Annotated in this window: 20 protein-coding genes; 7 read left to right on the top strand and 13 right to left on the bottom strand. The window is 70.8% G+C overall.

Annotated features, from left to right (window positions below; genetic code table 11):
- Nucleotides 1-130 precede the first annotated feature (130 nt).
- A complete protein-coding gene (locus ABS772_RS22090) occupies nucleotides 131-361 on the top strand; it encodes a hypothetical protein (RefSeq protein WP_096485175.1) in 231 nt (76 codons plus the stop codon).
- Nucleotides 362-480: 119 nt separating this feature from the next.
- Here the strand turns inward: ABS772_RS22090 and ABS772_RS22085 are convergent, their stop codons facing one another.
- The 5 genes from ABS772_RS22085 to ABS772_RS22065 all read right to left on the bottom strand — a co-directional run bounded on the left by ABS772_RS22085 (nucleotide 481) and on the right by ABS772_RS22065 (nucleotide 5,484).
- Nucleotides 481-732: a hypothetical protein gene (locus ABS772_RS22085; RefSeq protein WP_350396896.1), complete on the bottom strand. Its 252-nt coding sequence runs from the start codon at nucleotides 730-732 to the stop codon at nucleotides 481-483.
- Nucleotides 733-1,006: 274 nt separating this feature from the next.
- Entirely contained in the window at nucleotides 1,007-2,488 is a 1,482-nt protein-coding gene (locus ABS772_RS22080; protein WP_350396895.1) for a DegQ family serine endoprotease, read from the bottom strand.
- Between the two features lie 196 nt (nucleotides 2,489-2,684).
- Nucleotides 2,685-3,395, bottom strand: a complete 711-nt coding sequence (locus tag ABS772_RS22075; RefSeq protein ID WP_350396894.1) for a phasin family protein — start codon at nucleotides 3,393-3,395, stop codon at nucleotides 2,685-2,687.
- Nucleotides 3,396-3,586: 191 nt separating this feature from the next.
- On the bottom strand, nucleotides 3,587-3,940 hold the full coding sequence (locus ABS772_RS22070) for a phasin (RefSeq protein ID WP_350396893.1): 354 nt from the start codon (nucleotides 3,938-3,940) through the stop codon (nucleotides 3,587-3,589).
- Between the two features lie 248 nt (nucleotides 3,941-4,188).
- A complete protein-coding gene (locus ABS772_RS22065) occupies nucleotides 4,189-5,484 on the bottom strand; it encodes a glycosyltransferase (RefSeq protein ID WP_350396917.1) in 1,296 nt (431 codons plus the stop codon).
- Nucleotides 5,485-5,703: 219 nt separating this feature from the next.
- On the opposite strand from ABS772_RS22065, the gene ABS772_RS22060 reads away from it, so the two are divergent.
- On the top strand, nucleotides 5,704-6,978 hold the full coding sequence (locus tag ABS772_RS22060; protein ID WP_350396892.1) for a glycosyltransferase family 4 protein: 1,275 nt from the start codon (nucleotides 5,704-5,706) through the stop codon (nucleotides 6,976-6,978).
- 105 nt (nucleotides 6,979-7,083) lie between these two features.
- The gene (locus ABS772_RS22055) at nucleotides 7,084-7,260 is read left to right on the top strand and encodes a hypothetical protein (RefSeq protein ID WP_350396891.1); all 177 of its coding nucleotides are present in this window, start codon (nucleotides 7,084-7,086) and stop codon (nucleotides 7,258-7,260) included.
- Nucleotides 7,261-7,293: 33 nt separating this feature from the next.
- Here the strand turns inward: ABS772_RS22055 and ABS772_RS22050 are convergent, their stop codons facing one another.
- From ABS772_RS22050 to ABS772_RS22040, 3 genes are all read right to left on the bottom strand, one after another.
- Nucleotides 7,294-9,705, bottom strand: coding sequence for a putative bifunctional diguanylate cyclase/phosphodiesterase (locus ABS772_RS22050; protein ID WP_350396889.1), 2,412 nt, complete (start codon nucleotides 9,703-9,705; stop codon nucleotides 7,294-7,296).
- Nucleotides 9,706-9,852: 147 nt separating this feature from the next.
- Nucleotides 9,853-11,541, bottom strand: a complete 1,689-nt coding sequence (locus ABS772_RS22045; RefSeq protein ID WP_350396887.1) for an acyl-CoA dehydrogenase family protein — start codon at nucleotides 11,539-11,541, stop codon at nucleotides 9,853-9,855.
- A gap of 170 nt (nucleotides 11,542-11,711) precedes the next feature.
- Entirely contained in the window at nucleotides 11,712-12,602 is an 891-nt protein-coding gene (locus tag ABS772_RS22040; RefSeq protein WP_350396886.1) for a DMT family transporter, read from the bottom strand.
- A gap of 155 nt (nucleotides 12,603-12,757) precedes the next feature.
- On the opposite strand from ABS772_RS22040, the gene ABS772_RS22035 reads away from it, so the two are divergent.
- Nucleotides 12,758-13,663, top strand: a complete 906-nt coding sequence (locus tag ABS772_RS22035; RefSeq protein WP_350396885.1) for a YihY/virulence factor BrkB family protein — start codon at nucleotides 12,758-12,760, stop codon at nucleotides 13,661-13,663.
- Here the strand turns inward: ABS772_RS22035 and ABS772_RS22030 are convergent.
- From ABS772_RS22030 to ABS772_RS22015, 4 genes are all read right to left on the bottom strand, one after another.
- Nucleotides 13,572-14,615 (bottom strand): alginate O-acetyltransferase AlgX-related protein, encoded by a 1,044-nt coding sequence (locus ABS772_RS22030; protein WP_350396883.1) that lies wholly within the window; start codon nucleotides 14,613-14,615, stop codon nucleotides 13,572-13,574. The genes ABS772_RS22035 and ABS772_RS22030 overlap by 92 nt on opposite strands.
- A gap of 81 nt (nucleotides 14,616-14,696) precedes the next feature.
- Nucleotides 14,697-16,091, bottom strand: a complete 1,395-nt coding sequence (gene cysN / locus ABS772_RS22025) for a sulfate adenylyltransferase subunit CysN (RefSeq protein WP_350396882.1) — start codon at nucleotides 16,089-16,091, stop codon at nucleotides 14,697-14,699.
- Nucleotides 16,091-17,020 carry a sulfate adenylyltransferase subunit CysD gene (cysD, locus tag ABS772_RS22020; RefSeq protein ID WP_350396881.1) on the bottom strand — a complete coding sequence of 310 codons (930 nt, stop codon included), beginning with the start codon at nucleotides 17,018-17,020 and terminating at the stop codon, nucleotides 16,091-16,093. The genes cysN and cysD overlap by 1 nt, the downstream gene beginning before the upstream one ends.
- Nucleotides 17,020-17,829, bottom strand: a complete 810-nt coding sequence (locus ABS772_RS22015) for a phosphoadenylyl-sulfate reductase (protein WP_350396879.1) — start codon at nucleotides 17,827-17,829, stop codon at nucleotides 17,020-17,022. Before ABS772_RS22015 ends, cysD begins: the two co-directional genes overlap by 1 nt.
- Nucleotides 17,830-18,078: 249 nt before the next feature.
- On the opposite strand from ABS772_RS22015, the gene ABS772_RS22010 reads away from it, so the two are divergent.
- From ABS772_RS22010 to ABS772_RS22000, 3 genes are all read left to right on the top strand, one after another.
- On the top strand, nucleotides 18,079-18,582 hold the full coding sequence (locus ABS772_RS22010) for an Lrp/AsnC family transcriptional regulator (protein ID WP_350396878.1): 504 nt from the start codon (nucleotides 18,079-18,081) through the stop codon (nucleotides 18,580-18,582).
- A 112-nt stretch (nucleotides 18,583-18,694) separates the two neighbouring features.
- A complete protein-coding gene (locus tag ABS772_RS22005; protein ID WP_350396877.1) occupies nucleotides 18,695-20,470 on the top strand; it encodes a diflavin oxidoreductase in 1,776 nt (591 codons plus the stop codon).
- A 140-nt stretch (nucleotides 20,471-20,610) separates the two neighbouring features.
- On the top strand, nucleotides 20,611-22,449 hold the full coding sequence (locus tag ABS772_RS22000) for an NADPH-dependent assimilatory sulfite reductase hemoprotein subunit (protein ID WP_238256197.1): 1,839 nt from the start codon (nucleotides 20,611-20,613) through the stop codon (nucleotides 22,447-22,449).
- A 132-nt stretch (nucleotides 22,450-22,581) separates the two neighbouring features.
- Here ABS772_RS22000 and panC read toward each other — a convergent pair whose 3' ends face one another.
- Complete coding sequence (gene panC, locus ABS772_RS21995) at nucleotides 22,582-23,439, bottom strand: pantoate--beta-alanine ligase (protein WP_350396876.1); 858 nt, start codon at nucleotides 23,437-23,439, stop codon at nucleotides 22,582-22,584.
- Between the last annotated feature and the right edge of the window lie 247 nt (nucleotides 23,440-23,686).

Here is a 23,686-nt window from a genome sequence, read left to right as displayed (position 1 = left end):
CCGGGAGCGAGGCCCCTGCGATCCCGCCACATCTCATAGACGGGGCCGCGGCCGGGCGGCTACAACGGTCAAGCTAGGCGAGTCGCGCGCGGTCTCGCCTCGGCGTTCGTTGCAAGCCAAGGGGAAGCCCATGACCACGCAGAACCTCACCGTCACCGCCCGCGAGCGCGACACGCTTCTGGCGGCGTTGCGCTACTACCAGTTCTACCGGATGCAGGGTCACCCGTTCGACCCCCGGAAGGACGACCTGATCGACACCATCGCCGCCAGCAGCGGCGAGGCCCTCGACGTGACGGAGATCGACGATCTCTGCGCGGGCCTGCACGGCAACCGCCACGCCCTGGCGAGCGTGGCGGCCTGAAAAAGCTCCGCGACGCCCGACACGACCGGATCGGCGTCAGGCGAGGAAGGTGTTGAGGAGAACGGCCGCTCCGAGGCCGAGCAGGAACGCCGCCGCGAGCAGAGATCTGTCCGCGGCGCTCATCGGGAGGCTTCGCCCGCCGAGATGCCGACCAGAAGCGGCCGGCGGGTGACCACGACCTGCCCCGGAATCGGCGCTTCCCCGTCGATCCGGGCGCTCACCGGAACCGCGCCGCCCGCCTGCGGCAGGCGCTGCGTGAAGGTCTTCGCCGAGCCCGCCGGGCTCGGAACCGCCTCGACGAGCGACGGGGCGAGCAGGGCATAGGCCGCCATCACCGTTCCGGCCGCCGCGATCTTGATCAGGTCCCGCATGATGTCCGCCCCTCGTTCGGAGCCCTTCCGGCTCTCGTGTGGAGCCGTTCTACGGACGCCGGGTTGCCAGCGGATTTCCTCGTACGGTTACCGGATTGCGTCGGCCGACGGCCGAAGAAACATCCGGACCCGAGAGCATCTCCTGGCATCCGCTCGCGAGACTAGCGGGATGCCTCTCGGGCCGATGAGCGGAATCGCACACCGTGCCACGGGCCGGTTCCAACCCGGCGATGGCCGTCATGCCGTGTTTTCCGGCGCGGCACGGATCGGAGGCTCACCCGCCGAAGACCGAGGTGAGCACCTCGCCGCCGCGCTTGATCGCGACCTCCCACAGGCCGAGATTGCGCTGCGTCAGCCGGTCCAGGTCCTTGGTCGAGGCGATCGGCATGCCGTTGACAGCGACGATCACGTCGCCCTTGCGGAAGCCCGCCCGGCCCGCGAGCGAGCCGTCGTCGACGGCGGTGACCGCTACGCCCTCGTCCGGCAGGTCCGCCTGCAGCTCCTCGCTCACCGCGGGCGAGGTGTTGACGAAGGTCGCACCTGCGAACGGCGTGCGGGTGCGGACCTTGAGGCTGTCGCGGGGCCGCGTCTCCGGCGCGGGGCCGAGCTTGACCGGGATCGTCTGCCGCTTGCTGCCGCGCAGGATGCCGAGATCGGCCGTGCCGGAGATGCCCTTCAGGGCGTAGCGGTAGCCGAAGGCCTCCGGGTCATCGACGGTCTGGCCGTCGACCGAGAGGATCACGTCGCCGCGCTTGAGGCCCGCCTCCTCGGCGGGGCTCTTGGCCTGCATGCTCGCGACCAGCACGCCGGTCGGCCGGTCGAGCCCGACGCTCTCGGCGATGTCGGGCGTCACCGTCTGCACCCGGGCGCCGAGCCAGGGCCGGCGCACGAGGCTGCCGCCGTTCTTGGCGGTCTCCACCACCGCGCGGACCATGCTGGCGGGGATGGCGAAGCCGATGCCGTGGCTGCCGCCCGACTGCGAGTAGATCGCGGTGTTGATGCCGACGAGATGTCCCTTGAGGTCCACCAGCGCGCCGCCGGAATTGCCCGGATTGATCGCCGCGTCGGTCTGGATGAAGAACTGGTAGTCCGACGAGCCGACCTGGGTGCGGGCGAGCGCCGAGACGATGCCCTGCGTCACCGTCTGCCCGACGCCGAAGGGGTTACCGATCGCCATCACGAAATCGCCGACCTCGAGGTGGTCGGAATCGCCGATCGGCATCGGCGCGATGTCGGCGGGGCTCTTGATCTTGAGCACGGCGAGGTCGGTGCGGGGATCGCGCAGCACGAACTGCGCCTCGAACTCGCGCTTGTCGGCGAGCGCCACCTTCACCTCGTTCATGTTCTCGATGACGTGGTTGTTGGTGATGACGAGGCCCGAGGCATCGACGATCACGCCCGAGCCGAGGGAGCGCTGCGCCCGCTCGCCGGGCATGCCGCCGGGGCCGCGGCCCGGCCGGTCCTCGCCGAAGAAGCGCCGCATGAACTCCTCCATGGCGTTGGAGCGCGCCGAGCGCTTCTCGACATGCGAGGCGTAGACGTTGACGACCGAGGGTGCCGCCCGCTTCACCACGGGCGCGAAAGAGAGCTGGATCTCGCCCTTCGACAGGGGCACTGCCTTGTCCGACGACTTGTCAGACGTGGCCTTCTCCGGCGCGGGCTCGGCGGGCGTGTTCGCCATCTGCGCGCCGACGGGCGCGGCGGCGAGGAGCAGCGCGGATACGAGGCAGGCCGGCAGAAGCGGCGAGGAGGGCATGCGGGGTCTCCCGGAGGTCGCTGGAGCGGTGCGGGCTATGTAGACCCTGCAACGTTGGCGGGCGAGGGGCCGGGGCGCCGGTCTCGCCCGCATCACCCGGCCGCTCGGCGGGCGCGGCCTTGTCGCTGCCGGACGAAAAAAAGGCAGCCGCCCGACAGGCGACCGCCCCGATTCCCTTAGGCTAGGGCCGCCGGTCTCAGTGCCAGCGGGCGCTGTCGTTCAGGCGGTTGGCACTACGCACGATCTCGCTGAAGCAGGTCAGCGAGGCGTCGGCCGCGCGCTGCATCTCCGACACCTGGAGCCGGATCGCCTCCGCCGGGGATTTGGCCCGGGCGAGCGCCTGGATGTGGGCGATGGCCGCCTCGCCCTCGCCGCGGGCGAAGGCGAACAGCTTCGCGTTGATCTCGGTGAGGGGCGCGAGCGTCGGCACAAAGGCGAAGCTCGCGCCGATGCGGACGGTCTGCGGCTTCGGCTGAGCGCCCTCGGCCGGCTCTGCCTCGGCGAGAGCCGGCAGCAGCGCGGTCTCGGCGAGCGTCTGCGCGAGCGTCTCGTTCGTCGTCTCGGCCGCCTCGACGGTTTCGACCGTCTCCCGCGCGACCGGCTCCGGAGCGGGCGCCTCCTCCGCCTCGGCGGCGACGGCTTCCACGGCGTCCTGGGCCGGATGCTGGGCTGGGGCGGATTCTGCGGATGATTCGAACGTCTCGGCGGCCTCTACGGCCGGGATGGCCGGCGCGTCGGCTTCGGGGGCCGAACTCTTGTCGTCATGGCCCTTGTCGTCATGGCCCGTTTCGGCCGGAGTCTCGGCCAGCAGCGCCTCGGCGACCTCGGCTTGCGGCGCGGTGACGGTCGGCGGCTTGGGGGTGGCGGGTGCTCCGGGCGGGCGTCCCTTGCGGCGGCTCGACGACATGGGCCTTCTCCTCGTTCGAAACCCTCGACCTCAGCGCGAATCCGGGGCGATCGCGGGACCGGCCGGCGCGCTGCGACGGAGCATAGCGTCGGAGCACGGGGTGTGCCGAGACCGCAGGGCGCGGATTCGGACCCTCGTGCCCCGCGACGGGCCGGGGCGCCTGGGACGCCGCAGCCCGAAGCCGAGCCGGATTAGCGGGCGACGCTCTGAGCGAGGGCACCGTACTCCTTGGCCTGGGCCTGGAGCGCGGCGAACTGGGCCTTGAAGAACTCGGACTGGATCTCGAAGGCCTCGCGCGGGTCCTTCGCGCGCACGACGCGCTGCGCGTAGTCGAAGGTGGTGTCGGCGTTGGTCTTGGCGTGGTCGAGGCTCTTGAGCACCGCCGCGTGCAGCGTCGACTGGACGGTCGAGGCCGAGTTCCGGAGCTGCTCGGAGGTCTTCACCGCACCGTTCAGGAACGTGCCGAAAGCGTTGCGGGCCTGATCGACGCTCTTGTCGGCGAAATCGCGGAACTCGGCGGGGATCTCGAAGCTCTGGGTGCTCATCTGTCTCTCCTGTCAGACGGACCGGGAGATTTCGGTTTCGGGGAGCCTCAGAGACCTCCCCGCGGCGAACCGGCCCGCAGCTCATATGTTGCGGTGCAACATAAAAGTCAAGGACCGTTTCAGACGGCCGGCGTGAACTGAACGCACGAGTTCAGGAGCATGTTATGTTTCTGTGACAAATCAAAATTCCGCCTCCGATCCCGCCAGAAGAGGATCCGCGAGGGGCGGCGTGACCGGCATTATAATGATCAAAAATGCTTCTTGCCAAGGGTGGCACCGCGCGGATGAGCCGGCACCGGGTCGGCGGCGGCGCGGGTTATGCCGCACTGCCGCATAATGTATTCCCGTTCGAGCCGGCCGTAGAGCGCCAGCAGGGATCGGGCGTGGGCGGCGAGCGTCAGCGGCGCCTGCCAGTACCGGTCGAAGGCGGTCCGGCCGAGACGGGCGGTCAGCGCGTCGTCCTTGAGGGCCCGGAACGCGGCGGCCAGCGCCGCGGCCTCGGGCTCGACGACGAAACCGGTCTCGCCGTCCACGACCTTCTCCGCGGCGCCGGAGCGCCGCGAGGCGACGGCGGGGATGCCCTGGGCCAGCGCCTCGTAGACGGTGAGCGGCCCGGTCTCGAGCCAGCGCGAGGGCGCGCAGACCGCCCGTGCCCGGTCGCGCAGGATCGCGGCGACCGCGTCCGGGCTGCGCCAGCCGAGCACCTCCGCACCCTCCGCCCGCAGGCGCGCCTCCAGCGGGCCGGCCCCGATGAAGAGCGCGGGCAGCCCGGCCGAGCGCGCGGCCTCGGCGACGAGGTCCGCGCCCTTCTCCGGGGTGAGACGGCCGACATAGACGACCGCATCACCGGCGGCCGGCTCCGCCGGCACCCCCTGCTCGACCCGCACGGGGTTATCGATGCGGTGGTGCCGCACGCGCAGGGCGCCGAGCCGTCCCTCCATCCGCGCCCGGCTGCCGTCGCAGACATGGACGACGTCGAGCTCGGCCTGTCTTAGCGCCAGCCGCAGGGAGGCGGCGCGGCCGACCCGCACCAGCTTGTGCAGCCGGCTCTTCGGGTCGCAGGGCGCCGCGAGGCAGGCGCCGGAGAGCGGGGTGAGCGCGCAGGGCTCGGCCCGGTCGAAGCGGTAATCGACGCCGTTCGGGCAGGCGAGGGCGTAATCGTGCAGCGTCAGCACCACCGGAACGCCGCGGCCGAGCAGCACCGGCAGCACGGCGGGCGAGAGCGCGCGGGTCCACTGGTGCAGGTGGAGGCAGTCGGGCGCGCGCGGCAGGCCGTCGAGCGCCGCGGAGAGGCGCGCGGCGGCCTCGCCGTTCCAGATCCCCGACGCGGCGCCGCGCCACGCCGGCAGCGACCAGACGTCCGGCAGGCCGAGGTCGAGCCGGTCGAGGCGCGGATGGTCGAGCAGGGGATCGACCTGCCCGCTGATCGCCTGGAGGTAGGTGACCTTCGCGCCGGCTTCTGCCAGCGCGCGGGCGGATTCCACCGCGACCTTCTCGGCGCCTCCGCTCGCGGCGGCGAATTCGGCGAGGATCACCACGTGCATGGATGCGCCCCGCGCCGAGCCGGGCGCGTCGTCCCGAACGATGATCCGACTGTCGGACAAGGACGACGCTCCGAAGATCCGGCCGCAACGACGCGGCCAACATCCGCGCTCAAGGTTTACGGGCAATCAACTGCTTGCCGGTAAATGTGAGCGGACCGTCGAAAAGCTGACTGCCGGCCTCTGACAGCGACGACGCGCCGGGAAGAACCAGGAGCCGCCGTGCACGTCGTCCTCGTTCTCGACCATGCCCACATCAACGGCGGCCAGGCCAAGGTCGCGCTCGATTCGGCCGTGGGCCTGCGGCAGCGCGGGCACCGGGTTACGGTCTTCGCCGCGGTCGGCCCGATCGATCCCCGGCTCGCCGCCTGCGGGGCGCGGGTGATCTGCCTCGGGCAGGACGACATCGCCTCCACCACCAACAAGCTCGCCTTCGCCGCCCAGGCGATCTGGAACGCCCGCGCCGCCGCCCGCCTCGAAGCGGAGCTAACGCTGTGCGATCCCCGCGACACGCTGGTCCACGTCCACGCCTTCGCCAAGGCGCTCTCGCCCTCGATCGGCCCGGCGATCCGTCGCTCGGGCCTGCCGTGCCTCTACACGATGCACGAGTTCTTCCTCGTCTGCCCCAATGGCGGCTTCTACGAGTATCCCGCCGACCGGATCTGTCACCGCACGCCGATGTCGGCCGCCTGCCTCACCACGAACTGCGACGCGCGCTCCTATCCGCGCAAGCTGCTGCGGGTGGTGCGCCATCTCGGCCTGGAGCACGTCGCCGGCCTGCCCGGCCTGTTCCGCCACGTGGTCACGATCAGCGCGCTCCAGGAGCGGGTGATCGCGCCGCTCCTGCCCCCGCGCACGGTGTTCCACCGGATCGACAACCCGATCTCCGTCGAGCGGCAGCCGCCGGAGCGGGACGGCGGCGGCGACTTCCTGTTCGTCGGCCGCATCTCGACGGAGAAGGGCGCGCCGATCTTCGCCGAGGCCGCCCGGCGGGCCGGCATCCGCCCGGTCTTCGTCGGCGACGGGCCGAGCGCGGCGGAGCTGAAGGCCCGCTACCCCGAGGCGGTGATGCTCGGCTGGAAGACCGGGCCGGAGGTGCAGGCGCTGATGCGGCGGGCCCGGGCGCTGATCTTCCCGAGCATCTGGTACGAGGGCCAGCCGCTCACCGTCTACGAGGCGCTCGCCTGCGGCTGTCCGGTCATCGTCTCCGACGCCTGCGCCGGGCGCGAGGCGGTGGAGGATGGCGAGAACGGGTTCTGGTTCCGCTCGGGCGATGCCGGCGCGCTCGCCGCCCACCTGACCCGGCTGTCGGACGACGGGCTCGCCGCCCGCATGGCCGAGCGCGCCTACGAGCGCTACTGGTCGGCGCCGCTCAGCGTGGACGTGCATCTCGACCGGCTGGAGCAGGTCTACGGCCTCGTGATGCGCGAGGCCCGCCCCGTTCCCCACCCCACCGAGCGGCCGGGCCTGCGCGGTGCCGCGCCCGCCGGGCCCTGACGCGTCGCCACGAACCAGGACGGCCGCGCCCGCGTTGGTCCGCATCGGAGCCGCCTGACCAGAACCGCATGGCGGCGCATGGCGACAGACCCGCGAGGTGTTCCTTTGTCCGACAAGACGCAACCGACCGATGAGCCCAAGCCCAAGGGCGTCCAGCAGGATGGCAAGGGCGACCGCTCGCTCGCCGAGAACCGGAAGGACGAGAAGGACGAGCGCCTCGACGAGGCGCTGGAGGAGACCTTTCCGTCGAGCGATCCGGTCTCGGTGAAGATCACGAAGTAGGGGCCGGGCGGGCGATCGGCCCGCCCATCCGGCTCACGCCGCGAGGTCCGGTTTGCGCCGGATCAGCGCGCCGGCCTGCGCGGCGGGTGCCGGGCGGCCGAACAGGTAGCCCTGCACCTCCTCGCAGCCTTCTTCCCGCAGATGCGCGAACTGGGCCTCGGTCTCGACGCCCTCGGCCACGGTGACGATGCCGAGGCTCGCGCCGAGGCCGATCACCGCCCGCACGATCGCCGTCGAGTGCGCGTTCTCGCCGAGCTGGCTCACGAAGGAGCGGTCGATCTTGATCTTGTCGAAGGGAAATTTCTGCAGGTAGCTCAGCGAGCAGTAGCCCGTTCCGAAATCGTCCATCGCGATTCGCACGCCGAGATCCCGCAGGGCGTGCAGCGTCGCCACGTTGGCCTCGCTGGCGGCGAGCAGCACCGATTCGGTGACCTCCAGTTCGAGGCGGTGCGGCGCGAGGCCGGACAGGGCGAGCGCCTCGCGCACCGTCGCCACGAGGCCGGGATCGCGGAACTGGACCGGCGAGAGGTTCACCGCGACGCGAACCGGATCGACCCACAGGCTGGCCTCGGCGCAGGCCTGCCGCAGGACCCAGGCGCCGATCGGCACGATCAGACCCGATTCCTCGGCGAGCGGCACGAACTCGGCCGGTGAGATCGCCCCCTCGACGGGGTGGTGCCAGCGCAGCAGGGCTTCGAACCCCACGATCGCCCGCGAGCGGACGCCGACGACCGGTTGGAAGGCCAGGGCGAGATCGCCCCGGGCGAAAGCCTCGTGCAGGTCGGTCTCCCGCCGCCGCCGGGACCGGGCCCAGCTGTCCATCGCCGCCTCGAAACCGTGGGCGACGCTGCCGCCATCGGCCTTCGCCCGGTAGAGGGCGAGGTCGGCGTTGCGCAGCAGCGTGTCGGAATCCGTTCCGTGCTCGGGCAGGCGCGCGATGCCGATGCTCACGCCGATCTGGCATTCCCGGCCGCCGAGCCGGACCGGGCGCGAGAGCGCCTCGACGATCCGGCCGGCGATGGCCGCCACGGTCGCGGGATCGGGATCGCGCAGCAGCACCGCGAACTCGTCGCCGCCGAGCCGGGCGACCAGATCCTCCGCCCGCAGGCAGGCCGTGATCCGCTCCGCCACGGTCCGCAGCAGGGCGTCGCCCGCGGGATGGCCGAGGGTGTCGTTGACGAGCTTGAACTTGTCGAGGTCGAGGCAGAGCAGGGCGGCGCCCGCGCCGGTGCGGGCCTGCTCGGCGATCGCCTCGGTGAGGCGCACCGCGAACAGCGTCCGGTTCGGCAGGCCCGTCAGCGCGTCGTGGTGGGCCATGTGGGTGATGCGAGCCTCGGCACGGCGCTGCTCGGTGACGTCGATGGCCGCGCCGAGGAGGGTCGGGCGCCCCTCGAAGGCGAGGCTGCGCTCGAACAGCGTCACCTCGATCCACGAGCCGTCGGCCCGGAGGTGACGGTGCAGGCGGCCGTCGCGGGCGAAGCCGCAGGCGCCGGCCTCCGACAGGTCCGGCAGGCTCCGGGCCAGGAAGGCCTCGCGGCTGTAGCCGTAATGGGCGATCGCCGCCTCGTTCACCGCGACGAAACGGGCGGTTTCCTGATCGACCAGCCACATCGGCAGCGGGTTGCTCTCGAACAGGAAGCGGAACGAGGCCTCGCGCGCCTTGATGTCGCCGACATCGGTCATGGCGACGGCGATGAGGTCGCCGATGGCCCGCGCCTCCACCTTGAGGTGGAGCACCGTCCCGTCGGTCCGCGGCGTGGCGAGTTCGAACACCGCCCGGTCGGCGCATCCCAGGACGCCCGACAGCCGCTGGGTCACGCCGAGCCGCACGGGAACGAGATCGCCGAGCCGCTGCCATTGCAGGCTCGGGACCGGCCGTCCGAAGATCTCGGCGGCGCCCTGGTTCAGGGCGACGATCTTGAAATCCGCGACCGCGCCGTCGGCATCGCGGATGGCGCCGAGGGCCATCAGCCCCTGGCCGGTGGCGCCGAACATCGCCTGCATCAGCTCGGTGCGCACGCCGTTGCGATCGACGTGGACGAGGAGGAGCGGGGATCCGCTGCCGTTGGCGAGGGGGACGCCGACGAGACTCCAGGTGGTGACGACGCCGTCGGTGATGCGGTCGCAGCGCGCGCCCGCCGGCTCGCCGGTGCGCAGGGCGGCGACACCGATCTCCTCGATCGGCCGGCGGATCTCGTCGGGAATCTGGGCGAGCGGCCTGTCGTGGATCTCGTCCTCGATCCAGTCGCGGAACCCCGGACCGCCCCACAGGATCCGCTCGGCCCGGCCGTCGCGGGTGGCGATCAGGGCGAAGCGGTCGGCCAGACGGCCGAGTCGGCCGAGGACGACGGCATCGTAGCTCGGCATCGCCCCCGGGCGGGTCCGGCAGCTGCGCCAGTGCTGGATCAGCGCGGCGGCGTGCGCGTCTGATGACGGGATGGACAAGCGAAGGCCGTGCTCCGAGGAGATCGGACCACGGCCTAAAACAGAGTCCGTTGAGGGAAAGTATATGAGCCGGCTATTCGCACCGGATGGAAGACGCGTCCCGCCCTCGACCAGCACAGGTCCGGTCGAGGTGGGGACAAGTCTTGGTCACTGCTCCAGCAGGCGCCGGGCGATGACCTGGGCCTGGATCTCGGCGGCGCCCTCGAAGATCGAGAGGATGCGCGCGTCGCACAGCACGCGGCTGATCGGGTATTCCAGCGCGAAGCCGTTGCCGCCGTGGATCTGCAGGGCGTTGTCGGCCGCCGCCCAGGCGACGCGGGCGCCGAGCAGCTTCGCCATGCCGGCCTCGAGGTCGCAGCGCTTGCCCTCGTCCTTCTCGCGGGCGGAGAAGTAGGTGAGCTGGCGGGCGATGTTGATCTCCACCGCCATCATCGCGAGCTTGTCGGCGACGCGCGGGAACTCGACCAGCGCCTTGCCGAACTGCACCCGCTCCTCGGCGTAGCGCAGGCCGATATCGAGGGCCGACTGGGCCACGCCGATGGCGCGGGCCGCGGTCTGGATGCGGGCCGATTCGAAGGTCTGCATCAGCTGGGCGAAGCCCTTGCCCTCGACCTCGCCCAGCAGGTTGGCGGCGGGCACGGAAAAGCCCTCGAAGGAGAGTTCGTACTCCTTCATGCCGCGGTAGCCGAGCACCTCGATCTCGCCGCCGGACAGGCCGTCGACGGGGAAGGGGTTCTCGTCCGAGCCGCGGGGCTTCTCGGCGATCAGCATGGAGAGGCCGCGATGGCCCTTCTCCTCGGGCTTGGTCCGCACGAGCACGGTCATGATGTCGGCGCGCACGGGGTGGGTGATCCAGGTCTTGTTGCCCGTGATCTTCCAGACGTCGCCCTCCTTCACCGCCTTGGTGCGGAGCGAGGCGAGGTCGGAGCCGGTGTTCGGCTCGGTGAAGACGGCGGTCGGCAGGATCTCTCCGCTCGCGATGCGCGGCAGGAAGCGGTTCTTCTGCTCCTCGGTGCCGCCGCACAGGATCAGCTCGGCGGCGATCTCCGAGCGGGTGCCGAGCGAGCCGACGCCGATATAGGCGCGGGACAATTCCTCCGAGACCACGCACATCGCGGCCTTGGGCATGCCCATGCCGCCGTATTCCTCGGGGATGGTGAGGCCGAACACGCCGAGTTCGGCCATCTTCTCGATGATCGGCATCGGGATGTAGGCGTTCTCGCGGTGCCAACCTTGCGCCTGCTCCACCACCTCGGCCTTGCCGAAGCGGCGCATCTCGGAGCGGATCGCCTCCATGTCCTCGTCGAGGCCCGAGAGGCCGATCGTGGCCGCGCCCGAGGTCGTGGCCTCGCGAATCTTGGCCACCAGCGCGGCGCGGTTGGCCGGCGTGTTGCCCTCGGCGATCGCCGCGTCGATGGCCGGCGTGCGCAGGGACGCGAGTTCGGCGCTGGTGAAGCCGAGCGCAGTCGGGCGGACGATCTCGCCCTGGCTCATCGGGATGCCGCCGAACATCTGGTCGAGATACTCGCCGACGCCGATCTTCACGAGCAGCGCCTCGGTCTCGCCGAAGGTCCCTTCGCCCTGCAGCCGCGCGGCGTAGTCGGCGAGTTCGCGCACCGCCTCGCCGTAGGTGGCGAGCCAGGACAGGCCGTGGGCGGCGTGCTGCTCGCGCTCCAGCGCCCCCGCGTCGAGCTTGCCCTCGGCGCCCGTCACCCGCGCCTTCACGCGGGCGGTCGCCTCGGCGACGAGGGCCTTGGCGCCCGCGGCGGCATCCTTGGCCAGGGCGACGAAATCGGTCGGGTCGTTGGCGGGCCGGACGGCGGGGGAAGCTGCCATGTGGGTCTCTCTTCCGAAGCGCTCCGAGCCGAAATGGGTGCCGGTTCGGCGTCACGGAGCGCGGTTACAAGGAAAGCGGTCTGATGGTTCCTTTATAGGCTGGATCGCCGGCACAATAGTGGTTTCTCATCGCCGCATCCCCCGTCTTTAGGCTGAATTCATCATACGATTCACCGAGTTGAACGGGTTTGAGGACCACTCGCCAGCCCGACGCCGCCGGCCGCGACCGCCATGCCCGCGATCTGGATCGGGGTCAGCGTCTCGCCGAACATGAGGTAGGCGATCACCGCCGAGACCGGCGGCACGAGGAAGAGCAGCGAGGCGACGCCGGCCACCGCGCCGCGCCGGATCAGCGCCAGCAGCAGGAGGATGCCGCCGACCGAGTTGACGAGGACCGACCACGCCATGCCGAGGCCGAGCGGCAGGCTGGGGTCCAGATGCGTCTCCCCGGCGGCGAGGGCGAGCGGGACCGCGAAGGCGGTGCCGCCGACGAATTGTAGGCAGGCATTGGTGACGAGGTCGGCGCCGGCGCCTTTCCGCTTCTGCCACAGCGTGCCGGCGGTCATCGCCAGCATGGCGGCGAGCGAGACGGCCAGCGCGGCGGGCGGGATCCCGGCGGCATCGACGGCGCCGAGCTTCGGCCCGAGCACCAGTCCCGTCCCGACGAAGCCGAGCCCGATGCCGGCCCAGCGCCGCGGCCCGACCCGCTCCCCGAGCAGCGGCTGCGACACGGCCGCGGTCAGGAGCGGCTGCAGGCTGCCGACCAGGGCCGCGATGCCCGCGGGCAGGCCGCGATGCACCGACCAGAACACCCCGGCCACGTAGATGCCCTGCATCAGCACGCCCGCGACCATGCCGTCGCGCCAGCCGGTGCGGCTCCGCGGCCAGCGGGCGCGAAGGACGAACGCGATGCCGGCCAGCACCACTGCCACGAGGGCCAGGCGCAGAGCGACGAAGGCCAGCGGCTCGGCGTAGGGCGCGACGTAGCGCGCGGCGACGAAGCCGCTCGCCCAGATCAGCACGAAGGCGGCGGGGATCAGGCTGGAGGCAAGGCTCGACATGGCGCCCGGCAGGCAGCACGTGGGGGATCGGATGGCAATCGGGAAAAGCCTTGGGGCGGCCATGCTCCCGCGGCGGCCGAGATTGACGCGCACCGCCCGATGGCCCGTATGGAGCGGCCCGACCCGACTCAGCCAGAAGACGCCGGTCCAGCCCCTTGAGCCGCCTAAAAAAAATCCTCGACGTGACGGGGCTGGCCGCGCAGCGCTTCGTCGCCCATGACGGCTGGGCGATCGCGAGCCACATCGCGCTGTCGATGCTGACCTCGCTGTTCCCGTTCCTGATCCTGCTGGCGGCGCTCGCTGGCCTGATCGGCACCAAGTCGCTCGCGGACGAGGCCGGCACGCTGATCTTCGACGCGGTGCCGCGGGAGGTCGCCAAACCCATCGTCGGCGAGGTGCATCGCCTGCTCACCGAGCAGCGCGGCGGCGTGCTGACGATCGGCGCGCTGCTGGCGCTCTACTTCTCCTCCTCGGGGGTGGAATCCCTGCGGGTCGGGCTCAACCGCGCCTACGGCATCCGCGAGATGCGGCCGTGGTGGCTCACCCGGCTCGAATCGATCGGCTACGTCGTCTGCGGCGCCTTCTCGATGCTGGCCTTCGCGCTCCTCGTGGTGCTGGGGCCGCTGATCTGGCGCCAGCTCGTCTTCGTCGCGCCGGGGCTGGAGCCGCTGGGGCTCACCGTCGCCATCGGCCGCATCGGCGTCACCGCCTTCCTGATCGCCTTGGTGCTGGTGATCGCCCACAAATTCGTCGCCGCCGGGCGCCGCCCGGTCCTGTCGGTGCTGCCGGGCATCGCCGTGACCATGGGCCTGTGGTTCCTCGCTGGGCTCGGCTTCGGCTACTACCTCGACCGCTTCTCGAACGCCTACGCCTCGACCTATGGCGGCCTCGCCACCGCGATGATCTTCCTGGTGTTCCTCTACTGGCTCGCGGCGATGTTCCTGTTCGGCGGCGAGGTGAACGGCACGGTCATCGCGGCGCGGCGTCAGCGGCTTCAGGCGCGGATGCGGGCGCGTCAGGCGGAGGCTGCGGGGGTGACGACAGCGAATCCGCTGCCGTGATCGGTTCCATGAGCTTGCGCTCGCGGGCGAGGTCCGCGAGCCGCTCGATCCGGATGTTCGGGGGCGGCACGTCGATCACGAAGCGCTCGGCCATCTCGCCCAGGACGAAATCGGGACGGACCGTTTCGAGGTAGTGCCAGTCGATCCCCGTCGACCACAGGAAATGCACCTCGCGGAAGGTGTCGGCGAAGAGCGCGGTCAGCGTCGCGACGGGGCTGTGGGCGGTGTGCTGCGCGTAGGAATCGCCGAAGATCACGAGGCGGCGCGGATCGGCTCCGGCGTCGTCGTTGCGGAACACCGCGTGGGTGCCGAGATGGGCGTCGCCCCCGCGCCCGAGCGCCTCCATCTCCAGGAGAAGCGCGTTGGCGTGGACGCGCCGGGCCGCGCTCGCCAGCGCGGTGCCCTCCGCAAGCTCCGTACGGTGGGGGCCGAACTTGCGGCCGAGATCGCCCGAGAAGGGGAGGGGCGTCGTGTCACGCCGGGTCTCGATGTCGTCGCGCGGGGGCACGCCCATCCGCGCCAGGATCGTGCGGTAGGCCAGGGCGCAGCCGTGATGCGTCCAGTGGGTGTCGGTGCGCAGATAGAGCGGCGGCCCGTCCCGCTCCGCCCGGAACGCGCCCGCGAGATCGACCCAGGCGCGGGCGCCCGGCGAGGCGGTGAGCCAGCGCGCGAGTCTCAAGGACGGGGCGCGGCCGGGATCGAAGGCGAGCCCCTCGGCGCGCTCGGGGTAGACGGTGAGCTTTTCCGGCGCGAGGGCGTGGAGATAGGTGGCGCCGAGCCGGGCGCAGCGCCGTACGCGCGTCGCCATGATCCGGCGCCAGCGCCACAGCGTCGCCCGCGCGACGCCCGGCCGGCCGTACTGCTCCAGCACCCGGTTGTTGCCGCGGATCAGGAAGAGCTCGCCGTCCCGGCCCTCGTAGACGTCGGCGGCCGGATCGGGGGCGGGGATCATCGGGTGGTTTTAGCGGTGCGGCGGACCGCCCGCCAGAAAAACCCTCCCCCGCACAGGGGGGAGGGTTCTTTGCAGTGCGCGTCAGCCGCCGAACAGCCGCTTGAGGCCGGCGAGCAGGCCGCCGCGGGCCGGCTTCGCCTCGGACGCCGCCGGAGCCGACGCCTTGGCTGGGGCGACGACCGTCTGCACCAGTCCGAGCGCGGCCGTGTCGGTGGTTTCGCGGTCGATCAGGATCAGGCTGCCGGTGTCGCGGTTCTCGACATAGGGATCGACGGCGATCTGCCGGTCGAGGGTCAGCGTCACGTCGCCGATGTCGTTGACTGCGAGCGTCTCGGCCGGGCCGGCCTGTCCGGTCTCCGGGTCGATCCGGCGGTGGACCGCCTTCACCGTGGCGTTCACGGTCTGCGTGCCGACCTTGGCCCAGAGGTTGGCGCCGGGCGCCAGCTCGGTCTCGGCGGCCCAGAACAGGCGCACGTCGAGGCTGTCGGTCAGCGTCAGCGGCGCGTCCGAGGTCGCGATCACCGCGCCGCGGGAGGCGTCGATCTCGTCGGCGAGCACCAGGGTCACCGACTGGCCCTCGCTCGCCCGCTCCAGATCGCCGTCGGCGGTGAAGATGCGGGCGATGGTCGAGGTCTTGCCGGACGGCGCGACGGTGACGGCGTCGCCCGGCGCCACCGATCCGCTGGCGATCAATCCGGAGAAGCCGCGGAAATCCGAGTTCGGGCGGTTCACCCACTGCACCGGCATGCGGAAGGCGGCGGCGCGCTCCTCCGACTTCACCGGCACCTCTTCGAGGTAGCGCAGCAGCGCGACGCCGTCGTACCACGTGGCCGCGGTGCCCGGCAGGACGACGTTGTCGCCGTTCTTGGCCGAGAGCGGGATCGCCCGGACCTCGGAGAAGTTCAGCGGCGCGGCGAACGCCTGGAAGCCGGAGACGATCGCCTCGAACTTGTCCTGCGACCAGCCGACGAGATCCATCTTGTTGATGGCGAGCGCCACCCGGTGGATGCCGAGCAGCGAGACCAGCAGCGCGTGGCGCCGGGTCTGGCGGGTCAGGCCGTGGCGGGCATCGACGAGGATCACGGCGACGTCCGCGGTCGAGGCGCCGGTGGCCATGTTGCGGGTGTACTGCTCGTGGCCGGGGGTGTCGGCGACGATGAAGGAGCGCCGCTCCGTCGAGAAGAAGCGGTAGGCGACGTCGATGGTAATGCCCTGCTCGCGCTCGGCCTGGAGGCCGTCCACCAGCAGCGCGAGATCGACCTCCGCCCCTTGCGTGCCGTGCTTGCGCGAATCGCGCTGCAGCGCGGTGATCTGGTCGTCGAAGATCTGCTTGGTGTCGTGCAGCAGCCGGCCGATCAGGGTCGACTTGCCGTCGTCCACCGAGCCGCAGGTGATGAAGCGCAGCACCTCCTTGTTCTGGTGCTTGTGCAGGAAGGCTTCGTAGCCGAACGCCTCGGGTGCCTGATGGATCGTCATCAGAAATAGCCCTCCTGCTTCTTGCGCTCCATGGCGCCGGCGCCGTCCTTGTCGATGACCCGGCCCTGGCGCTCCGAGGTGCGGGCGGCGAGCGTCTCGCCGATGATCTCCGGCAGCGTCGCGGCCGGGCTCTCGACCGCACCGGTCAGCGGGTAGCAGCCGAGCGTCCGGAACCGCACTTTTCGGAGTTGCGGGGTCTCGCCGGGCTCGAGTGGAAAGCGGTCGTCATCGACCATGATGAGCTGGCCGTCGCGCTCGACCACCGGCCGCTCGGCGGCGAAGTAGAGCGGCACGATCGGAATGTTTTCCTGCTCGATGTAGAGCCAGATGTCGAGTTCGGTCCAGTTCGACAGCGGGAATACGCGGAAGCTCTCGCCCCGCCGCTTCTTGAAATTGTAGAGGTGCCACGGCTCGGCGCGCTGGCGCTTCGGGTCCCAGCGGTGCTGCGCGTTGCGCAGGCTCACGATGCGCTCCTTGGCCCGGCTCGCCTCCTCGTCGCGGCGGGCGCCGCCGAAGGCCGCATCGAACTTGTGCTTGTCGAGCGCCTGACGCAGCGCCTGCGTCTTCATCACGTCGGTGTGCACTTCCGAGCCGTGGCTGACCGGGCCGATGCCCTTGGCGAGCCCGTCCTGGTTCGTGTGCACGATCAGTTCGAGGCCGAGTTCCTTCGCGCGCCGGTCGCGGAAGGCGATCATCTCGCGGAACTTCCAGGTGGTGTCGATGTGCATCAGGGGGAACGGCAGGCGCCCCGGCGCGAAGGCCTTGAGCGCCAGATGCAGCAGGACGGAGGAATCCTTGCCGATCGAGTAGAGCATCACCGGGTTCTCGGCCTCGGCGACCGTCTCGCGGAAGATGTGGATGCTCTCGGCCTCGAGCCGCTGAAGATGCGTCAGGCGGGTGCGCGCGGGCGCGGCGACGGCGGCGCTCATCAAACCAGTTCCCTTCTGTTCTCGCGCGACATCGCGGAGCGCGCGGGCTCCTCGAAAGCAGCCGGCTCCTGGCCCGGCGCGACGTCCGCTTCCGGCCTGTGCAGGTGCAAGCCGCATTCCTTCTTGGATTCCTGCTCCCACCACCAGCGGCCGGCGCGCTCGTCCTCGCCGACCTTCACGGCCCGCGTGCAGGGGGCGCAGCCGATCGAGGGGAAGCCGCGATCGTGGAGCACATTGTAGGGGATGAAATTGTCCCGAATGAAGGCATCGACCTCGGCCCGCGTCCAATCGGCGAGCGGGTTGACCTTGATCAGCCCGCGGCCCTCGTCCGCCTCCGCCAGCGGCGTCTCGGCCCGGTTCGCCGACTGGCCGGCGCGCAGGCCGGTGAACCACGCCGCCGCGCCGGCCAGCGCCCGGCCCAGCGGCTCGACCTTGCGGAAGCCGCAGCAGGCCTGCCGCGCGGCGACGGAGTGGCGGAAGCCGTTGATGCCCTCGGTTGCGACAAACGCCTCCTCGGCCGTCCGCTCCGGCGCGTAGGCGCGGATGCGGATGCCGTAGGCGGCCTCCGTCTCGGTCCAGACGTCGTAGGTCTCGGGGAAGAGCCGGCCGGTATCGAGGGTGACGATCTCGGTGCGGCCCTTGTTCAGGGCGAGCGCGTGCGTGAGCGCCTGATCCTCGATGCCGAGGCTGGTGGTGAAGACGAGACGGCCCGGGATGCGGTCCTCGACGAGGCGGATCCGCCCCCGGAGGTCCAGCCCCGCCATATCCCTGGCGAGGTCCTCGGCCGCCCGGACGAGGGCAGCGGTCATGTGCGTAAAATCGATTGCCTGCTTGCTGGAGTTCTGAAATGTTCGCTATAACGAACGCTGTCAAGGCGTCGGGCCTGTCGCGCACGCAATCCACCGCTGCGGCGCCAACGACACGGCTCCGGGCGGCGGCGACGGATCGCTGCCCGATTAGAAAAGAATCTTCTCAACGCGGCGATGGATCGGGCGCGCCCGGCGCCCCGAGAGACGCCCTGAGAAACCACCCTCGCCATCACTTGCGGAGAGGCCCCCTTGGACTCGATCGACCTGAAGATCCTCGCGCTCCTGCAGAAGGACGCCACGCTCTCCATCGCCGTCATCGGCGAGCAGGTCGGGCTGTCGCAGACCCCGTGCTGGAAGCGGATCCAGCGCCTCGAGGCCGACGGCGTGATCGACCGGCGCGTCGCCGTGCTCGATCCGGTGAAACTCGGCCTCGGGCTCACCGTCTTCGTCTCGATCGAGACCGCCGACCATTCCAAGGACTGGCTGGAGCGCTTCGCCGACCGGATCTCGGCGATGCCGGAAGTGCTGGAATTCTACCGCATGGCCGGCGACGTCGATTACATGCTGCGCGTCGTCGTGGCCGACATGGCCGCCTACGACACCTTCTACAAGAACCTGATCGCGACCCTTCCTCTCAAGAACGTGACCTCGCGTTTCGCCATGGAAAAGGTGAAGTCGACGACCGCCCTGCCGCTCCCGGCGCCCCCGCCGCGCGGGCGGTCCGAGCCGCGGCTGTCGGTGGTTGGAGAATAATCTTCCTTTTTGCGGCGCAACAACGAACAATCTCTTCTCTCCGCAGGGCGTTCTTTAAAACGGACGTTTCGACGTTGACAGCGGCGCTCCGGCGGACGACATGGCACCCACGATGTCCAGGCAAGCACTCCTCCCCCGCACGGCTCCCTTCGGAGACCAGGAACGGGCTCATCTCGACGCGGCGCTCGGGGCTGCGACGCCGATCCAGCGCGCATGGCTGGCGGGCTTCCTCGCCGGGCTCGACGCCGCCGCCGGCCAGCCGGGGGCTGCGGCCGCGGTTCCGGCGGCGCCTCCGAAGGCGGCCGAGCCGCTGACGATCCTGTTCGCCTCCGAGTCGGGCAATTCGGAAAAGCTCGCGGGCGACGTGAGCAAGCTCGCGCGCAAGCAGGGCTTCAAGCCGAAGGTCGTGGATTTCGCCGACCTCGATCTCGCCACGCTGCCGAAGGCCGGCAAGCTCATCGCCATCGCCGCGACCTGGGGCGAGGGCGAGCCGCCGGCCCGCGCGGTGCGGGCCTACGGCGAGCTGATGTCGGACGCGGCACCCCGGCTGGAGGGCGTCGCGTTCGGCGTCCTCGCGCTCGGCGACACGAGCTACGCCGAGTTCTGCGCCATCGGGAAGGCGCTCGACGCGCGCTTCGAGGCGCTCGGCGCCCAGCGCGCCTACGACCGCGCCGATCTCGACCTCGATTTCGACAAGCCCGCCGCCGACTGGATCAAGGGCGCGCTGAAGGCGCTCGCGCCGGCGGAGGCCCCGGCCGACAACGTCGTGGCCGTCGATTTCCGTGCCGGAGCCGAGGACGAGGACGGCGAGGTCAGCCGCGAGCCGGTGGTGGTCGAGGTGATCGACCACGTGAACCTCAACTCGTCGCGCTCCGACAAGGAGACGATCCACCTCGCCCTCGAATTCGAGGACGGGGCGCCGGCCTACGAGCCCGGTGACTCGCTGGAGATCTTCCCGGAGAACGACCCGCAGCTCGTCGACGAGATCCTGCGCGCCACCGGCCTGAGCGGCGACGAGGGCCTGCGCCGGGCGCTGCTCGCCGAGCGCGATATCACCACGCTCTCGGCCACCACGGTCGAGCGCTTCGCCAAGGCCACGGGCCACGCGGACGCGCAAGCATTCGTGGAGAGCGGCGAGGTGAAGGCCTGGATCGAGGGCCGCCACCTGATCGACCTGATCGAGCGCTTCCCCGGTGCGCTGACCGCCGAGCATCTCAACACCGTGACCCGGCCGCTGCCGCCGCGGGCCTATTCCATCGCCTCATCGCGAAAAGAGGTCGGCGACGAGGTGCACCTCACCGTCGCCGCGGTGCGCTACGAGACCCACGGGCGCGCCCGCTCCGGCGTCGCCTCGGTGCATGTCGCCGACCGCATCAGGAACGGCGCCAAGCTGCGGGTGCGGGTGAAGCCCAACAAGCACTTCCGCCTGCCCTCCGACGGCTCCACCGACATCATCATGGTCGGTCCCGGCACCGGCGTCGCCCCGTTCCGCGCCTTCGTGCAGGAGCGCCGCGCCACGGAAGCGCCCGGCCGCTCCTGGCTGTTCTTCGGCGACCGCCACTTCACCCACGACTTCCTGTACCAGCTCGAATGGCAGGAGGCGCTGGAGGACGGTTCGCTCACGAAGATCGACGTCGCCTTCTCCCGCGACCAGCCGGAGAAGATCTACGTGCAGGATCGGATCGACCAGCACGCCGCCGAGGTGGTGGCGTGGCTCGATGGCGGCGCCCACTTCTACGTCTGCGGCGATGCCAAGAACATGGCGCGCGACGTGCGCGCCGCCGTGGTGCGCGCCTTCGAGAACGTGAAGGGTTTGAGCCACGCCGACGCCGAGGCGCATGTCGCCTCGCTGGAGCGGGCCAAGCGCTACCAGCAGGACGTTTACTGAGTGGGCGTTTCCCTCCCCCTTGCGGGGAGGGATCAAGGGTGGGGGTGGCGCAGAAGGCACCGCCGCGATCCATCCGGCACCACCCCCACCTCCACCTCCTCCCCGCAAGGGGGAGGAGAGACGCCAATCGGATCACCGCCATGGATGACCACACCCCGATCGACACGCCCGACGGCCCCGCCGTGGAGACGCCCGGCGCGGGCGCACACCGTTACGAGACGCCGCCGACCGAGCGTCCGATCACGGATGCGGAGGCCGCGAAGGCCGCCGGGCTCGCGCATAACGAGCACCTGAAGATCGCCAGCCGCTACCTGCGCGGCGGGCTCGCCGACGGGCTGCTCAAGCACGCCACCGGCGCGATCTCCGAGGATGACGGCCAGCTCGTCAAGTTCCACGGCATGTACATGCAGGACGACCGGGACATCCGGGCGGAGCGCACCAAGAAGAAGCTCGAGAAGGCCTACAGCTTCATGATCCGCCTGCGCATCGCGGGCGGCGTCGTGACCCCGAAGCAGTGGCTGATCCTCGACGACATCGCCACGACCTATGCCGGCGGAGCGCTGCGGGCGACCACGCGGCAGACGTTCCAGTACCACGGCGTCATCAAGTCGAACCTCAAGCGCACCATGGCCGCGATCGACTCGGCTCTGCTCGACACGATCGCGGCCTGCGGCGACGTGAACCGCAACGTCATGGCGGCGACGAACCCGGCCCAGGCCGGTGCGCACAAGATCGCGCTGCAACTCGCCAAGGACATCTCCGACACCCTGCTGCCGAAGACCGGCGCGTGGCGCGAGATCTGGCTCGACGGCGAGCGCGTCGTCGGCGGCGAGGATGCGGCCGAGATCGAGCCGGTCTACGGCAAGACCTACCTGCCGCGGAAGTTCAAGACCGTGGTCGCGGTGCCGCCCTCCAACGAGGTCGACATCTTCGCCCACGACCTCGGCTTCATCGCCATCCTCGACAAGAAGAACCGGGTGACGGGCTGGAACGTCACGGTCGGCGGCGGCATGGGCATGACCCACGGCGAGACCGACACGTTTCCGCGCACGGCGGACGTGCTCGGCTTCGTGAAGCCCGAGGACGCGCTGAAGGCGGCGGAAGCCGTGATGACGGTCCAGCGCGACTGGGGCAACCGCAAGAACCGTAAGAACGCCCGGCTCAAGTACACGATCGAGCGCTTCGGCCTCGACGCGTTCCGGGCGGAGGTGGAGAAGCGCATCGGCAAGAAACTCGGCGAGCCGAAGCCCTTCACCTTCGAGGGCAACGGCGACCGCTACGGCTGGGTCGAGGGCGAGGACGGGCGCCACCACCTGACGCTCTACGTGCCGTCGGGCCGGATCAAGGACATCGAGGGCGGGCCGCAATTCCTCTCGGGCCTGCGCCGCATCGCCGAGGTGCACGAAGGCGACTTCCGCCTCACCGGCAACCAGAACGTCATCATCGCCAACGTGCCGGCGGCCAAGAAGGCGGAGATCGACGCGCTGGTCGACGCGTACGGCCTGACCAAGGGCGCCTCGGCGATCCGCCGCAGCTCGCTCGCCTGCGTCGCGCTGCCGACCTGCGGGCTGGCGCTCGCCGAGAGCGAGCGCTACCTGCCCGACCTCCTCACGGAACTGGAGGAGAGCCTCGCCCGGCACGGGCTGCAGGACGAGGAGATCACGATCCGCTCGACCGGCTGCCCCAACGGCTGCGCCCGGCCCTTCATCGCCGAGATCGGCCTCGTCGGCCGCGGCCCCGAGCGCTACCACCTCTATCTCGGCGCCGCCTTCGACGGCTCGCGCCTGAGCAAGCTCTACCGCGAGGACGTGACGGCGGCCGAGATCAAGGACACGCTGGAGCCGCTGTTCGCCGCCTACGCCAAGGACCGGCAGCCGGGCGAGCATTTCGGGGATTTCGTGATCCGGGCCGGCTTCGTGGCGAAGACGGGCAACGGTCCGGATTTCCACGAGCGGACGGGGCCGCTGCGGGCGGCGTGATGGGGTAGACCACTTCCCGTCATCGCGAGGCGAAGCCGAAGCGATCCAGCGAACCGCCGCATCCGGAAGGGTCGCGCCGCTGGATCGCTTCGCTGACGCTCGCGATGACGGGATTGCCGCCCGCGATTTCGCTCACGCCGGCACCACCGCGACGTTGTCGATGAGCCGGGTGTGGCCGAGATAGGCCGCCACCAGCACCCGCGCCTCCCGCTCGGCCCGCGCGATGGGCTGGAGCGTCTGCGCGTCGCGCACCTCCAGATACTGCACCGGGCCGAAGCCCGCCGCCTCCAGCGCCGCGATGCCCTCGGCGACGAGGGGCGCCGCCTCGGCGCCGCGGGCGAGGCGCTCGGCGATGTCGGCGAGCATCGCGTGCAGGCGCGGCGCGATCCCGCGCTCGCGCGGATCGAGGTAGCGGTTGCGGGAGGAGAGGGCGAGGCCGTCCGCCTCGCGCAGGGTCGGCACGCCCTCGATGGTCACGGGGATGTCGAGGTCGCGGGTGACCGCGCGGATCACCAGCAGCTGCTGAAAGTCCTTCTCGCCGAACAGGGCGATGTCCGGCCGCACCTGGTTGATCAGCTTGGTCACGACGGTGGCGACGCCGGAGAAGTGCCCGGGCCGGAAGGTGCCGCACAGGCCCTCCGCCGCCGGGCCGGGCTCGATGCGGGTCGAGAAGCCCGTCGGGTACATGGTCTCGACGGAGGGGAGCCACGCCGCGTCGGCGCCGGCCCGGGAAAGCAGCGCGAGGTCGGCCTCGGTGTCGCGCGGGTAGCGCGAGAAATCCTCGTTCGGGCCGAACTGGGTCGGGTTCACGAAGATGCTGACGACGGCCCGCCGGCCGATCGCCTTGGCATGGGCCACCAGCGCGAGATGCCCCTCGTGCAGCGCCCCCATGGTCGGCACCAGCACGATCCGGTCGCCGCCCGTCCGCCACGCATCGACGCGGGCGCGCAAGGATTCGAGGCGGTCGAAGCGGAGGGTCGTGTCGGACATCGGGGGCGGCTCGGGGCAGGAAAAACGCGCCGCAGAGGTAAGCGCCCCGGCCGCCGGATGCCAGCGCCTCAGGGACAGTAGCGCAGGGGCCGGTCGAAGGGGTCGTCGTAGCCGAGCCCCGGCCGGAAGCCGTAATAGCTCGGTTTGCCCAGGCCATATTCCGAGCCGACATAGCTCGGGTCGCTCGGCGCGTTGGTCGGCACCGGGGCGGCGCGCGGGGCGCAGCCGACGAGGCGGCGGGGGAGGG

This window comes from Methylorubrum podarium (assembly GCF_040270385.1).
GTDB lineage: Bacteria > Pseudomonadota > Alphaproteobacteria > Rhizobiales > Beijerinckiaceae > Methylobacterium > Methylobacterium podarium.
Note: the sequence above shows the minus strand (reverse complement) of the source record. Positions and strands in the feature narration are given on the sequence as shown.